Origin of the sequence: Limnobaculum allomyrinae (assembly GCF_016649425.1) — a bacterium.
Taxonomy (GTDB): Bacteria; Pseudomonadota; Gammaproteobacteria; order Enterobacterales; family Enterobacteriaceae; genus Limnobaculum; species Limnobaculum allomyrinae.
This window is the reverse complement of sequence record NZ_JADRCR010000008.1, coordinates 163,957-179,444: the sequence shown is the minus strand read 5'-3', so window position 1 is coordinate 179,444 and position 15,488 is coordinate 163,957. Positions and strand designations below refer to the sequence as shown.

The following is a 15,488-nucleotide window of genomic DNA, read 5'->3' as shown; positions in this document are numbered from 1 at the left end:
TTACGCATCCAGTTCGTAATTTGTTCCGGCACGCAGTGCATTTATAAAAGGAAGTTTAAGTAATAACTTCTGCATACCCTCAACATCCAGACGGTGGGTATTATGGGAATTATAATCTTGAACTTCTGAAATACGTTTATCACCTTGTTCAACATATTTCCCATAATTTAAATCGCGTAAATCAGGAGGAATACGATAATAATCCCCCATATCTATAGCGGCAATCATCTCTTCACGACTCAGCAGCGCCTCATAGAGTTTCTCTCCGTGACGAGTTCCGATTATGTTTATCGGGTGCTCAGGAACATTCAAAAGACCTTTCAATGCAATCGCAAGAGTTTCAATAGTAGCGGCTGGAGCTTTTTGAACAAAAATATCTCCGTTACTACCATTGGTAAATGCATAAAGCACTAAATCAACAGCGTCTTCCAGAGTCATCATAAAACGTGTCATATTGGGGTCAGTAATAGTCAGAGATTTACCTTCTTTAATAAGGTCAACAAAAAGCGGAATAACAGAGCCTCGAGAAGCCATAACATTACCATAACGAGTACCACAAATAATGGTATTCGTATTGTTAAGATTACGTGATTTAGCAACCATAACCTTTTCCATCATCGCTTTGGATATGCCCATCGCGTTAATTGGATAAACTGCCTTATCGGTACTTAAACAAACGACACGTTTGACTTGATTGGTAATGGCTGCCTCAAGTACATTCTCTGTGCCCAATACATTAGTTTTAACTGCTTCCATCGGATGAAATTCACAAGATGGTACTTGTTTCAGCGCCGCAGCATGATAAATATAATCAACGCCACGTGATGCATTTAAAATACTTGAGCAATCACGAACATCACCAATATAAAATTTTAGCTTCGGATTATTATATTTCTTCCTCATATCATCTTGTTTTTTTTCATCACGGCTAAAAATACGAATTTCATCAATATCTGTATCCAGAAAACGGCGAAGTACTGCATTGCCAAATGACCCTGTACCACCAGTAATTAACAATTTCTTATTTTTAAACATACAAACCTCAAAGATACTTTTTATATTTAGGGTAAGAGTCTTTCATATAATTATATTTAGTTTTTGACGGAACTTTTGATAAAGTAGCACTTTCTTCATGATGAACAATTAAATCATGGTCATAATACATTTTTCCCCCAACCTTCATTAACTGACCGGCTAAAATAGCTTCTTCTCCATACAAAAAAACTTTATCATCAAGCTCTTCAAAATACTTAAAAAATGACGGTAATAATATATAACAAGCCCCGATACCCATATGTATATAGCCAGAGTCTTGGTCGAATGAATTGTTTCTTCCGCCGCGAATATAATTTACAATTTTGCTACCAAAAGTTAAAATCTTAGCTGCGCTATATGACTTAAAATAAATTTCATACAAAAATTTTCTTATCGTGCTTACTCTTTTTCTACAATGAGGATTTTGATTGTAACCATCTTTGGTGATAACATTTGGTGCAATAATCATAACATCATCTGGATACTTTTTATTATTCAGTATCTTTGTAAAGTTATCATCAAAAAACAGATCATTATTGCCAATAATTATAGGACTCTCTTTATCAATCTGCCTGATAGCAATATTTAACCCACCAAAATATCCAATATTCTCTTTATTTTTAATCAGCGTAACTTTATCCTGCTTGTAGTTATTACATATTCTTTCAACCTTATCTAACTCATTTAAATTAGACGAATTATCAACAATTAATGCATGAGTGTTTGGCCCCTGAAGACAAACACTTTCTATAAATTTCTCTGTATATAGTGAATTATTAAAATTAACACATATGTAATAAATCATTTTTTCCTCTATGGAATAATAAAACTCATTCTGGAAAACTAAATATTATATAATCATAATTAATCTGAACCACATAATAAATACCAATAATAACAGCAAAAGCTATTAAATAAGATATAAATATCATTCTATTTAACTTAGGCACTGAAGGTAATACTATACAGGCTAAAAAATACTTTATAACAACAGCATTTCTAAACAATCTATTTATTTCATCCACATACAACAAGAATGGCATAAATAACGTTATGACCATTAAAATAGTATATAGTATCCTTGCTAACTTTTTTCTCTCTGCATCATAAAGATATTTATTTATCATTAATTTCAAAATAAAGAGATCAAATAAAAATGGAACACCCCAAATAAAAATAGAATGCCACTTTATATCATTTGATATATATGCAGATAGAGTTCTAGTATTAAAATATATTAACAACGCTTTGATAGCAAAAGGTACAATTATAAATGATAATACAATACCAATTTTAATTACATAACTAAAATATTTTTTATTTCTAAAAAATAAAGAAGTCCAAAATATCAGATAAAGAACACCTACGCTATGAAAACAAATACAAAGAAATATAAATATACTTGAGCGTATTATATTTGATCTATAAAAATCAATTAAAGAATTTATAAAAAACAATACCATAAATGTATTTCTAATTTGAACAACATCTATAGGCATTGGAAAGATCATATATAGTATAATTAACAATGCAGGTAGTTTAGTTAATATAGCCATTCTATAGAATGTAATTGCAACTAACACCCCTAAAAAAAATACTATAGTTTCATGAGAACCACCTAACTCTTTAACAATTGAAACTAACGAAATATAGCCAATTTCAGCATAAGATTCTGGAATTTTGAATATTTCTAAATATGCTTGATAATCCTGATTCTGGCGATTAAAAGAAAATATTATTCCAATTAACATAATTGGAATAATCAAATTCAATTTATATATTTTATTTTTGTCAACTAAATATGCCCAGCAACTAAATAGAAATATGGAGAGTAAATATACCATTTAACCATCTCAAATTTACAGATTAGAATTTAATCTATTATCAATTAATAATAAAAGAATAAAATCAAAAGTGACACGAAGAGACCACGCAATAGCTGCACCAATAATTCCAAAGTGATCAATACACAAATATAATAAAATTATATATGGTAGAAGCTCTAATATATGAACAATTGCTGTCCACCGAGCATAACCAGAAGCCTGAATACTAGCAAAAGGTATATGAGCAAGGGAATTAAAAAAGTATCCAAATAATAATATCTGAAAGATGATCACAGGAGTACCAATAAACTCTGGTCCCATCCATAACAGCATAATTTTTTCAGAAAAATAACAACCAATAAAAACAATCGGAAAACAACATATACATATCAAAATATAAGCAATTCTTTTATTTCTATTTTTTTCAACATGACTATTTGAATAACTCAATTTTGGAAAAATTGCGCGTGCTAAAGCGCCCGGAATTATCAATAATCGAGAAATCCCTTCCGAAGGAGCACTGTAATTAGCAACATTATTAGCACCGAAAAAATGCGATACAACAAAACGATCAAAATATGCCATGATGGGACTAATAATATTACTTACAGTTATCCATCCACCAAAAGAAATTAACCGTTTAAATGTTAAATAATCAAAAACGGTACCGGAAGATAATATTATTTTTTTTGAAAGAAAAAAAGTCACCATTAATGAAACAATACGACTAATCAATAATGCTAACATAGCGTATATAATATTATTATTATATAATATAAATATTGCAGGAAGACCACTAACTAAACTGCCACTAATACTCTTTTGAACATTCAATATAACGAATTGTTCCTTTCCTTCTAAAATTGCAAACCATAATTGATTAAGTAAAAATATAGGTACAGTCAAGGCTAATATATATATAGAAAATTTCACATCATCTACTATATTAGAACTTACATTTAATATGTTAACGATAAATGATGCATTAATGATAATTATAAAAAAACCTAAAAATCCCAATGCCAAAAGAGAAAGTGTTGCTGTAGATATTATCTTCCGACTAACTTCAATATTATTTCTATTTATTGAAATTTCTCTTACAACAGCTCTAGTAAGCCCCGCATCAAATATGCTCGCATAGCCTACCAATGAAAGCGCAAGAGTAAAAATACCGAATTTCTCCATTCCCATGACTCTTGCCATATAGCCCAAGGCTGGAATAGATATTAATCCAGGCAGAATATATCCACCAATATTTAAAATACTATTTCTTATCAAACTCATGAGCAAACTCTTATGACGTAAAAAAATACATCACTATTACAATGATAACTATAACCAGTTATCATAAAAAATCATCACTCTCATTTAGCAACGGCTGAATCAAATCTTTATTTGACATAATGAAATCACCAAGTTGAGGCCATTCAATTTTTATTGTTTCATCATTCCATATAATTCCTCGATCATATTGAGGAGCATAGTAATTTGTAGTCTTATATAAAAGCTCTGCAGTTTCACTTAAAGTCAAAAAACCATGAGCAAACCCTTCAGGGAGCCATAATTGTTTCTTATTTTCTGCCGATAAATTTACTCCAACCCATTGACCAAATGTTGGAGAGCTCCGTCGAATATCTACAGCAACATCAAAAACCTCACCCACGACACAGCGTACTAATTTTCCTTGTGCATATGGAGGTAATTGATAGTGTAATCCTCGTAACACTCCCTTTGAAGATTGAGAATGATTATCTTGAACAAAATTTACTGGATAACCAATGATATCATTAAAATATTTTTGACTAAAACTCTCAAAAAAAAATCCACGCTCATCACCAAAAATTTTAGGTTCAAAAATTAACACTTCAGGAATTTTTGTTTTAATGACATTCATTTAAATACCCTAAATTATCTCTGATTAACATTACTATAAACAATGATGAAATCATTTTTCTATTTACTATTAGTGATGGATAAAAATTTTGAATAATACAAAGTGTTTTAAATTATATAAAGTTCCTATAAACGATTAACACTTTTCTTTTATAGGTATCGGTATTTTGAATGATTCATATAATTTTATTAGTATATTCAATGATACCATTAGAAGGAAAACAACTCATTTAACATACGCTTAACACCCACATTCCAAGCAGGCAAAGTTATATCAAATGTTTGTTGAAATTTAGTTGTATCTAGTCTTGAGTTTGCAGGGCGTTTAGCCGGTGTGACATAAGAACTTGATGGTATAGGGTTAACTTTATTAATTTTTAGAATTAATCCCGCATTTTTAGCTTCTTTAAAAACTAAATCAGCATATCCATACCAAGTTGTTGTTCCTGATGCAACCAAATGATATATCCCAGCAACCTTAGGCTGATATAATGCTGTTTTTATAGCATGGGCTGTACAATCAGCTAATAACTCAGCCCCTGTCGGAGCTCCAAACTGATCATTGATTACAGAAAGTTCCATTCGTTCCTTTGCCAGTCGTAGCATTGTCTTCGCAAAATTATCACCTCTGCAAGCATAGACCCAACTAGTTCTAAAAATTAAATATTTTTTGCAATGATCTTGAATCGCTTTTTCCCCTGCCAGTTTAGTTTGCCCATAAATATTCAATGGTGAAGGTATATCACTTTCTACCCAAGCTGTATCTCCGGTTCCCGAAAATACATAGTCAGTAGAATAATGAATAAACCATGCCCCTAGCTTCTCTGCTTCTCTAGCAATAATCTCTACACTCGTAGCATTAATTAATTGCGCAAACTCAGGTTCATCTTCAGCTTTATCCACAGCCGTATAAGCTGCAGCATTAACAATTATATCGGGTCTAATTTCTTGTATCGTTTTGGCGATACCTCCAGGATTACTAAAATCACCGCAATATTCAGTTGAATGAACATCAACTGAAATAACATTACCTAATGGTGTCAGAGAACGTTGAAGCTCCCAGCCAACTTGACCATTTTTACCGAATAAAAGAATCTTCATCTGAAAATTTCTCTATCTATTATTAATTATGTTATTGGTATATATCACTTTAATTCATCATTTAGCTATATAATTTACTTACGGTCAAATATAAAAACAGAAAATATGCTATTTAACCCACAAATTACTTATATTGGTAAGTAACTTTATTTTACTTATCAATTTTTCGACGTTTAATTTCATTATATAATAAAACTATTCCAATACCACCTACCAACCCCAAGAAAAGGCCAATGCTTAATATTATTATTCTTTTAGGCTTATCGTTTTCAATAGGCAAGATCGGACTCTTCAAATAACTAAACCCTTTAGCATCAGTACTATTAACTTTAAAATTGATCAAGTTAATCAACTGACGTTGCAAATTATAATAATCATCGCCCAGCACCAATGGTTGTTTTTCAATACTTTCAGACATCGCACTAAGCGCATCTTTTCCCAGTAAAAATAATCTATTACTATCTAGTTTAGTTAAACCCGTTATCTCTGGTTTTTGGATATTAGTTCTTTCAGCAACAGTGAGTGCCATTTTGATATTCTTAATTTCTTCCAAGCGTTGCTCTTCAGCAACTTTCTTGATAGCTAGCATCTGATTTTGGAGTGTTTGTTTTTTATTCTCTATTTGAGACGTTAATTGAGCATACTGAACCTGGCTAACATTGGCATTTACCATTTCAATATATTTTTCTAAGAGTTTTTTGGCTTCTGCTGAAGTAGTGGCAGGAAAGCTAAAAGAGTAAATCGAACTATCTTTTTCTTTAGTAACCTTTACATCACTAATTATTTCATTAAGTAATTTAGCTCTTTTTTGTTCACTCTTCCCTTCAACTAATTTCTTAAAATAGTCACTTTCACTAATAAACTTACTTAATTCATTATAAGAACTCGCTTGCGAAATAAATTGCTTAAATAATTTATCAGCCACCTCTTCTGATGAGATTGACTTGTCAACATTCCCCTCCAATAACCTTGTCCCTTGATAATAGTTATTCATGGAGCTAAACCCAGGCGCATCCACCACAGCAGTTGCCGTCCACTGCTCTTCAGCTGTAAATGCATAGACTGCCGCTAAAAGTGTGGTTACCAGCATGCAACCAACAATCCAACGCCTTTTCTTCCAAAGTTGTGCAATAAAATCAAATAAATCTATATCATCATCGTTTTGTGGAGCTTGATACAGGGGATAGTAACCAGCAATCATCGACTGAGGTTGCGACTGAGATTGTTCTTTATTACTCATTGCTATTCCAATTAGTTGAAATTTAATGTATTTAAGGGGGAGCTCTAATGCTTTTCAAGCATGCTACCGCCCCTAGGTTACAGCTCCCAGAGGCGTGGTAAAAAAGTAATGTAGGACACCAATGGGTATAATTAAGGTTAGTTACTTTTTCCTAAGCTAGTCACAAAGATAATTTTGTCTATAACTTATACTGTTTGATAGTACGGTGTACTTGTTGCGGCTGATTATACTCAGTTAACTCTCAATCGCAAGTTAACCGCCACACAACATATGTACACAAATAGCAAATAACATTTTGATTTATAAAAATACTTACTCAACACAGCTATTTTCGATTAGTGCAAATTAGTCAACAACAAAGATAAATGGACATTAAAAACACAGAAAATTATACTTAAGAGAGTCTGTTTCTTAAAACATTAACTCGTATTTTAAGCTACTATTGATATGTTTTAATAAATCTCATCCCGATAGGAATAAAAACTTATTCCCTAATCACATATAGATATATCAAATCCTTCCTTCACTCTTCAGAATTTGGCGCTATGCTGTATGAGTTCTCCAGAAAATTCATAATATTAAAGGATAAACCATGACTAAGATTTATGAAGACAACTCACAAACCATCGGCCATACCCCGCTGGTACGCCTGAATCGTATTGGGAATGGGAAAATCCTGGCAAAAATAGAGTCCCGTAATCCCAGCTTTAGTGTGAAGTGCCGTATTGGTGCCAACATGATTTGGGATGCAGAAAAGCGTGAAACACTAAAGAAAGGTGTTGAGTTAGTCGAACCAACCAGTGGCAATACGGGTATTGCTTTAGCATTCGTTGCAGCTGCTCGTGGATATAAGTTAACACTTACTATGCCCGAATCAATGAGTCTTGAACGTCGTAAATTGTTAAAAGCGTTGGGTGCGAATCTGGTTCTAACCGAAGCAGCTAAAGGTATGAAAGGTGCAATTGCTAAAGCAGAAGAGATAGTTGCATCCGATCCTGCACATTACTTAATGCTGCAACAGTTTAACAATCCTGCTAACCCGGCAATTCACGAGAAAACGACCGGCCCTGAAATTTGGGAAGATACGGATGGTAACGTAGATGTGTTTATCGCTGGCGTTGGTACTGGCGGCACATTAACTGGTGTAAGCCGCTATATTAAAAATACCAAAGGTAAGAAAATTATTTCAGTCGCGGTAGAACCTACAGACTCTCCTGTTATTAGCCAGGCATTAGCCGGTGAAGAATTGAAACCTGGACCACATAAAATTCAGGGTATTGGCGCCGGATTTATTCCTGGCAACCTTGACCTTAGTCTGATCGATCGGGTTGAAAAAATCAGTAATGAAGAAGCGATTTCTACCGCACGTCGTTTGATGGATGAAGAAGGTATTCTGGCTGGTATTTCATCAGGTGCTGCAGTGGCTGCTGCTTTACGTTTAATTGAGAAGCCAGAATTCGCCGACAAAAACATTGTGGTGATTCTACCTTCATCCGGCGAACGTTACTTAAGTACCCCTCTTTTTGCTGATTTGTTTACTGAAAAAGAGTTGCAACAGTAAGATAGTACTCACTTACCATTAATGTAAAAAGCCACCACAAAACTTTTTGTAGTGGCTTTTTACTTAAATAAATAATCTGCTTTTTCTGACGACCTGAGCGTCATTTTTCTATTATAAATTCGACCGTTACAAAATATTCATTCTGTCTAAATTCACGTTTCAATCAAATAACATTTCTGTAACTAACTCGATTTTTTAAACCGTTTTCTGTGCACCACATCTCGCTTTTAAATAAAAAAATTTGATTTTTTTCGTTTCAACGAGTATCAAGCTAAATACTTTTTTCGATGCGCGAATTAAATCACTTCTTAATCGTTTAGCTCCTTGCTAAAAGGAGCCATATATAATAGCGTAAGTGGTATATTGTAGTTCGGAACAACAAAGGAAAAGCTGTCAAAGCCCCTCACGTAGTTCCTTCTATCCCGCGCATTCCAGCATTAATATGGCAATGTTGCTGTTACGCTAACGCCGTATTAGTAAAAATAATAGGCTAAACTTAAGTGTTAACGCCAAAAGCTTTAATCCAACTAAGTTGAGGATCACTATGTTCCAGCAAGATGTTACAGTAACCGCGCCAAACGGCCTGCATACCCGCCCAGCAGCACAGTTCGTAAAAGAAGCGAAAGCTTTTACTTCTGATATCACGGTTACTTCAAATGGTAAGAGCTCCAGCGCTAAAAGCCTGTTCAAATTACAAACTCTTGGCCTGACTCAAGGTACTGTAGTAACGATTTCAGCTGAAGGCGAAGATGAGCAACAAGCTGTTGAGCATCTTGTAAAATTAATGGCAGAACTTGAATAAGCCCTGTATTACATTTTAACACCCGTTTTAGATTAAGGTAGGCTTATGATTTCAGGCATCCTAGTATCTCCAGGCATTGCATTTGGTAAGGCTCTTATATTAAAAGACGATCCGATCGTCATTAATAACAAGAAGATTTCCAGCGATAACATCGAGCAAGAAATCGCCCGTTTTAAAGCTGGTCGCGATAAAGCCAGCGCCCAGCTTAATGCCATCATGGAAAAAGCGAGCGAAACGTTCGGTGAAGAAAAAGCGGCCATCTTTGAAGGTCATATCATGCTGTTGGAGGACGAAGACCTCGAGCAGGAAGTTGAAAGCCGAATCAAAACGAAATTAGAAACTGCTGATGCCGCCGCTCATGGCGTGTTTGAAGCTCAGGCGATCGAACTTGAAAGTCTGGAAGATGAATACTTAAAAGAGCGCGCTGCTGATATCCGTGATATTGGCAAGCGCTTATTACAAAACATTTTGGGTATGACGATTGTCGATCTGGGTGCTATTCAGGATGAAGCTATTCTGGTTGCAACCGATCTGACGCCATCAGAGACAGCTCAGTTAAATCTGGATAAAGTTCTTGGCTTTATCACTGATTTAGGTGGTCGTACTTCCCACACCTCTATCATGGCGCGTTCACTGGAAATTCCTGCAATTGTGGGTACCAATGATGTCACTAAGCAGGTGAAAAATGGTGATTTTCTGATTCTGGATTGCGTCAACAACAAAGTTTATGTTAATCCACCAGCAGAAACCATCGATCAGTTAAAGGCCGCTCAGGCTCAGTACCTGAGTGATAAAAATGAGTTAGCTAAACTGAAAGATCTACCGGCAATCACGCTGGATGGTCATCAGGTAGAAGTTGCCGCTAACATCGGTACCGTACGTGATGTTCCTGGTGCCGAGCGTAATGGCGCTGAAGGCGTTGGACTCTACCGTACTGAATTCCTGTTTATGGATCGCGATGCTTTTCCAACTGAAGAAGAGCAATTTCAGGCTTATAAAGCCGTGGTTGAAGCCATGGGTGATTTGCCAGTTATTCTGCGTACTATGGACATTGGCGGCGATAAAGATCTGCCGTATATGAATTTGCCTAAAGAGGAAAACCCATTCCTTGGCTGGCGTGCTATTCGTATCTGCTTAGACCGTAAAGAAATCCTTCATGCACAGTTGCGTGCAACTCTGCGTGCATCTGCTTTCGGCAAGCTACGTATTATGTTCCCAATGATCATTTCAGTAGAAGAAGTTCGTTTACTGAAAGCTGAGTTGGAAATGCTAAAAGATCAGCTCAGAAAAGAGAATATTGCTTTTGATGAGTCAATTGAAGTGGGCGTAATGGTAGAAACTCCTGCTGCAGCCACTATTGCACACCATTTAGCAAAAGAAGTTGATTTCTTTAGTATTGGGACAAACGACTTAACCCAGTATACTCTGGCAGTAGATCGTGGCAACGAGCTGATTTCTCATCTCTATAACCCACTCTCTCCATCTGTGTTAACCTTAATCAAACAGGTTATCGATGCTTCTCATAAAGAAGGCAAATGGACTGGGATGTGTGGTGAGTTAGCGGGTGATGAACGTGCAACTCTGTTGCTGCTCGGCATGGGCCTGGATGAGTTTAGTATGAGTGCTATCTCTATACCTCGCATCAAGAAAATTATTCGTAATGCGAACTATTCTGATGTGAAAACACTGGCGGAAAATGCATTAGCACAACCAACAGCGGAACAGGTATTAGCGATCGTAAATAAATTCATTGAAGAAAAAACGCTCTGCTAAGTTAGCTTTATAATAAAAGCCGATCCCTGTAGCAGCTATTGTTACAGCCACTTTGGGCCGAGTTAGTGAACAAATACCTTAAGCGACAAACGTATAATTAAGGTATCAACCACTACTCAGGCCCAAAATAACATGTAAAATAGTCTAATGGGTAAGCATTAAGGCAACGCCGATTAAAATATTATTGCTGAGGAGAAAATCATGGGTCTGTTCGACAAGCTGAAACAACTCGTTTCTGATGATAAGAAAGACGCAGGCAGCATTGAAATTGTTGCTCCGCTGTCCGGTGAAATTGTCAACATTGAAGATGTGCCTGATGTTGTATTTGCTGAAAAAATCGTTGGTGATGGTATTGCGATTAAACCAACCGGCAACAAAATGGTTGCTCCTGTTGATGGCACCATTGGTAAAATCTTCGAAACTAACCATGCGTTCTCTATCGAATCTGATAGTGGTATTGAACTGTTTGTTCACTTCGGTATTGATACCGTTGAACTGAAAGGTGAAGGCTTCAAGCGTATTGCTGAAGAAGGCCAACACGTCAAGAAAGGCGATTTAGTGATCGAATTTGATCTGGCCTTACTTGAAGAGAAAGCCAAGTCTACGCTGACACCTGTAGTAATCTCTAATATGGATGAAATCAAAGAGCTAACTAAGCTTAGCGGCAGCGTTGTCGTGGGAGAAACGCCGGTTATTCGTATTAAGAAGTAATGATTAAGTTTTAAATAAAAACGGCGCCAGAAGGCGCCGTTTTTATTTGTTCAATTCTCACTTGCTTCAATGGTTCTCCCAAAGTGGAAGATGGATATCGATAACCAATCCACCATCAATACCATTCCTGGCTTCGATGATACCTCCGTGGGCATTAACAACTTTTCGGGCAATCGCCAACCCAAGTCCATACCCTTTACCTGAAGCAGCTGATTTTACCCGGACAAACGGATCAAAAATGCTGGAAAGCTTATCTTCATCGACACCAGGCCCCTGATCGCTAACCTTAATGACAAACTCACTTTCAACTTTGCTCAATACCACACGAATTTGCTGTCCGCCTTTAGAAAAACGTAACCCATTGCGCACAATATTTTCTACCGCACGTCTCATCAATTCAGAGTTGCCTTTTATTGTGGCATCTTCTTTGACGGCATCGTCGGCCTCAAGAATAATCTCAACGTCAGGCACCTGAGCTTCATAACGTACATCGCTGACCACCGCTTCGAGTAAACCATACAGGTCAAAATACTCTTCATCCGAAATACCGGCAGCATCAGTACGAGACAGGGTCAGCAGCTCACCTATCATTTTATCCAGGCGCACTGATTCATGTTCAATCCGTTGTAGTGAATTTTCGACATTTTGAGGATTCTGCCGCGCTAATCCTATGGCTAACTGCAAACGCGCCAGCGGAGTACGTAATTCATGAGAAACATCGTGCAATAATGCTTCTCTTGCCCCTACCAACAACTTTAAGCGCTCCACCATAGAGTCGAAATCACGCGCCATATCGCTAAGCTCATCGCGACGTTTATTCATCACCGGATAAAGGCGCACATCCAGATCTCCCTGAGCAACCCGATCGAAACCAGATCTCAGTAGGCGCATTGGACGAGTTAAGTGCCATGCCAATATAAAACTAAACAGGAAACCGCCTATGCCACCTAATATCAATAATGGATTAGGAATATTGAAAAACAGCACCCTGCCTGAGCGATTTGGACGGTACTCTTTCCTGAGTGCCTCCACATCATATTTCAACAGATAGTATTTACCATCTCCGCCTTTAACGTGCTCCACTCTCACGTCATCCGTTAGAGGAATTAATGATGTTCGCCGAGGATTCTGAGTTAATGGAATTTTCAGTGGGATGACTGCAATATGGCGTTGATCGATAGTCGGCCATCCGTCTGTCATACGATTAAGTCCATCAATACCTTCGGTTTCCAGCACGGTGACCGCTGAGGTAAATTGGAGCGAAACGATACGATTAGCGATCCGATTTTCAAACGGCTCTTTCTGACTGGCATAATAGTAAAACACCAGCCACACCGCCTGAGTAATCACAATAAAGGTTACCCAGAAACCAATTAAAATTTTCCAAAACAGGCTTCGACGCATAATTTATTACCTGATGCGGTAGCCAATGCTACGCACAGTCTCAATCGATAAAGTATCGCCAGCAATCTGACTCAGTTTCTGTCGAATATTACTGATATGAACATCAACACTACGGTCATAAGCTTCTCGTGGTCGCCCCAATCCCTGTTCAGACAGTTCGTCTTTAGAGACTACCCGGTCTTTCTCTTTCATTAACAGCATGAGTAAATTAAATTCAGACGCGGTTAATTCAAAAGCCTCGTCCTTCCATGCACTGGTACGTTGAGATGCATCCAGACATAAGTCCCCCAGACAAATAATCGCTTCATCCTGAGGCTCAACATGCTCTTCAAAGCGACGCAATACCGCACGTAATCGCGCTACCAACTCGCGTGGATAACAAGGCTTAGGTACATAATCATCCGCGCCCATCTCCAGCCCAATGACACGATCGATATTGTCCCCTTTCGCCGTCAACATGATGATAGGTAAACGGCTTTTTTTACGTACTTTGTTCAGTACATCAATACCACTCATGTCCGGCAGCATAATATCCAGAATCATGGCGGCATAATCACCTGACATAGCGCCATCAATTCCCGCCTGTCCGGTTAAAGCAACGGTAGCCGAGAAACCTTCCGCCTGTAGGTATTCCCGCAGCATACTGCCAAGTTCTACATCATCATCGACCAAAAGAATTTTCATGCCCTTCTCCTGATTATTATGTTTATATTCGTTATGTTTCATGCCGCAAAAAGACAGGGATCTCGCAAGATAACGGATATATTTTTTATCATTCTTACGTCTTCGGTTGTAATATGCAGCTACTTTTACTTAAACCTTACACTTTCCTTATGATGAGCTTACCCCTGATGCCATAAACTCGTTGTACATTAGTGCATTATTAACAGCGGACAGTGACGTCCTCAGGTTTTTATTCAATATTTAGTACTTTTAAGGCAACTGAAACTTATGCAATTACCTACATCCAAACTTCGATATGTGCTGATTCTTGCAGCCATTTTGATCGCCGGTTGGTTGATAAAACTATTCTTTTTTCCCGAAGTGGTAAAACCTAACTATATTACTACCCCGGCAACGAAGACCAGTATAGAGCAAACCGTTCTGGCAGACGGCTCTATTAAAGCCTTAAAACAGGTTAATGTAGGTGCCCAGGTTTCAGGCCAAATTAAAGCGCTACATGTGGAACTGGGTGATAAAGTCACCAAAGGACAAGCGTTAGCAGAAATCGATGACCTACCGCAAAACAATGATTTGCACAATGCTGAGGCTGGGTTAAAAAGCGTACAAGCCCAACGCCAGGCCAAATTAGCCACACTGAAAAACAATCAATTAGCCTTCAATCGCCAAAGCCAGATTCTGGCAAAAGGTGTTGGCGCTCAGGCAGATTACGATGCGGCTAAAGCCCAACTGGATGCCACTAAGGCAGAGATAGAATCTCTGGATGCGCAAATTATTCAGGCGCAAATCGCTATGGATACCGCCAAATTGAATCTTGGCTATACCAAAATCAGCTCCCCTATTGATGGTGTCGTAGTCGCTATTCCGGTTGAAGAAGGCCAAACGGTTAACGCCGTGCAAAGTGCCCCAACTATCCTGAAAGTTGCTCAGTTGGATACCATGACCATCGAAGCGCAAATTTCCGAAGCCGACGTGCCTAAAGTTAAAACCGGCATGCCGGTTTACTTTACGATTCTGGGTGAGCCCGGCAAGCATTATAGCGCCAAATTACGCGCCATAGAGCCGGCACCAGACTCGATTAACAACAGCGATACCACCACGACCAGCTCATCCAGCTCTACCACCACAGCAATTTACTACAATGGTCTGTTCGATGTGGAAAACCCGGATGGCAAGTTGCGTATTTCCATGACGGCTCAAGTCTATATTGTTCTGGATCAGGCTAAAGACACCATCGTGATCCCAACCACTGCGCTTAATGACACGGATAATCAGGGAAACGCCAGCGTTCAGGTTGTTGACGCTTCAGGAAACGTCGTCCAGAAAAAAGTCAAAACCGGCATTAATAATAATGTTGATGTACAGATTATTTCCGGCCTGGAAGAAGGCGAAAATGTCATTATTAGTGAAACCGGTGGTTCGGGTTCAGCTCAACCGGCACGCATGCGGATGAGGATGTAG

Annotated in this window: 14 protein-coding genes; 5 read left to right on the top strand and 9 right to left on the bottom strand. The window is 37.5% G+C overall.

Features of this window, described 5'->3' with window-relative positions; translation table 11 throughout:
* From I2494_RS15225 to I2494_RS15195, 7 genes are all read right to left on the bottom strand, one after another.
* Positions 1-1,035 (bottom strand): polysaccharide biosynthesis protein, encoded by a 1,035-nt coding sequence (locus I2494_RS15225; protein ID WP_218467721.1) that lies wholly within the window; start codon positions 1,033-1,035, stop codon positions 1-3.
* A gap of 7 nt (positions 1,036-1,042) precedes the next feature.
* Complete coding sequence (locus I2494_RS15220) at positions 1,043-1,840, bottom strand: glycosyltransferase (protein ID WP_218467720.1); 798 nt, start codon at positions 1,838-1,840, stop codon at positions 1,043-1,045.
* Between the two features lie 25 nt (positions 1,841-1,865).
* Positions 1,866-2,879 (bottom strand): EpsG family protein, encoded by a 1,014-nt coding sequence (locus tag I2494_RS15215; RefSeq protein WP_218467719.1) that lies wholly within the window; start codon positions 2,877-2,879, stop codon positions 1,866-1,868.
* A gap of 15 nt (positions 2,880-2,894) precedes the next feature.
* Positions 2,895-4,145 (bottom strand): flippase, encoded by a 1,251-nt coding sequence (locus I2494_RS15210; protein ID WP_218467718.1) that lies wholly within the window; start codon positions 4,143-4,145, stop codon positions 2,895-2,897.
* 61 nt (positions 4,146-4,206) lie between these two features.
* A complete protein-coding gene (gene rfbC / locus I2494_RS15205; protein WP_218467717.1) occupies positions 4,207-4,755 on the bottom strand; it encodes a dTDP-4-dehydrorhamnose 3,5-epimerase in 549 nt (182 codons plus the stop codon).
* 209 nt (positions 4,756-4,964) lie between these two features.
* A complete protein-coding gene (gene rfbD, locus I2494_RS15200) occupies positions 4,965-5,855 on the bottom strand; it encodes a dTDP-4-dehydrorhamnose reductase (RefSeq protein ID WP_218467716.1) in 891 nt (296 codons plus the stop codon).
* Positions 5,856-6,006: 151 nt separating this feature from the next.
* The gene (locus tag I2494_RS15195) at positions 6,007-7,095 is read right to left on the bottom strand and encodes an LPS O-antigen chain length determinant protein WzzB (protein WP_218467715.1); all 1,089 of its coding nucleotides are present in this window, start codon (positions 7,093-7,095) and stop codon (positions 6,007-6,009) included.
* Between the two features lie 592 nt (positions 7,096-7,687).
* Between I2494_RS15195 and cysK the strand changes: the two genes are divergently transcribed.
* From cysK to crr, 4 genes are all read left to right on the top strand, one after another.
* Positions 7,688-8,656, top strand: a complete 969-nt coding sequence (cysK, locus tag I2494_RS15190; protein WP_218467714.1) for a cysteine synthase A — start codon at positions 7,688-7,690, stop codon at positions 8,654-8,656.
* Between the two features lie 544 nt (positions 8,657-9,200).
* Positions 9,201-9,458, top strand: coding sequence for a phosphocarrier protein Hpr (gene ptsH, locus I2494_RS15185; RefSeq protein ID WP_047781613.1), 258 nt, complete (start codon positions 9,201-9,203; stop codon positions 9,456-9,458).
* Between the two features lie 45 nt (positions 9,459-9,503).
* Positions 9,504-11,231, top strand: a complete 1,728-nt coding sequence (gene ptsI, locus I2494_RS15180; RefSeq protein WP_218467713.1) for a phosphoenolpyruvate-protein phosphotransferase PtsI — start codon at positions 9,504-9,506, stop codon at positions 11,229-11,231.
* Between the two features lie 201 nt (positions 11,232-11,432).
* Positions 11,433-11,942, top strand: a complete 510-nt coding sequence (crr, locus tag I2494_RS15175) for a PTS glucose transporter subunit IIA (RefSeq protein ID WP_108901690.1) — start codon at positions 11,433-11,435, stop codon at positions 11,940-11,942.
* A 66-nt stretch (positions 11,943-12,008) separates the two neighbouring features.
* On the opposite strand, the gene I2494_RS15170 is transcribed toward crr, so the two are convergent.
* Together I2494_RS15170 and I2494_RS15165 are read right to left on the bottom strand one after the other, a co-directional pair.
* Positions 12,009-13,346, bottom strand: coding sequence for an ATP-binding protein (locus I2494_RS15170; protein ID WP_218467712.1), 1,338 nt, complete (start codon positions 13,344-13,346; stop codon positions 12,009-12,011).
* A gap of 6 nt (positions 13,347-13,352) precedes the next feature.
* Positions 13,353-14,030: a response regulator transcription factor gene (locus I2494_RS15165; protein WP_218467711.1), complete on the bottom strand. Its 678-nt coding sequence runs from the start codon at positions 14,028-14,030 to the stop codon at positions 13,353-13,355.
* A 267-nt stretch (positions 14,031-14,297) separates the two neighbouring features.
* Between I2494_RS15165 and I2494_RS15160 the strand changes: the two genes are divergently transcribed.
* Positions 14,298-15,488, top strand: a complete 1,191-nt coding sequence (locus I2494_RS15160) for an efflux RND transporter periplasmic adaptor subunit (protein WP_218467710.1) — start codon at positions 14,298-14,300, stop codon at positions 15,486-15,488.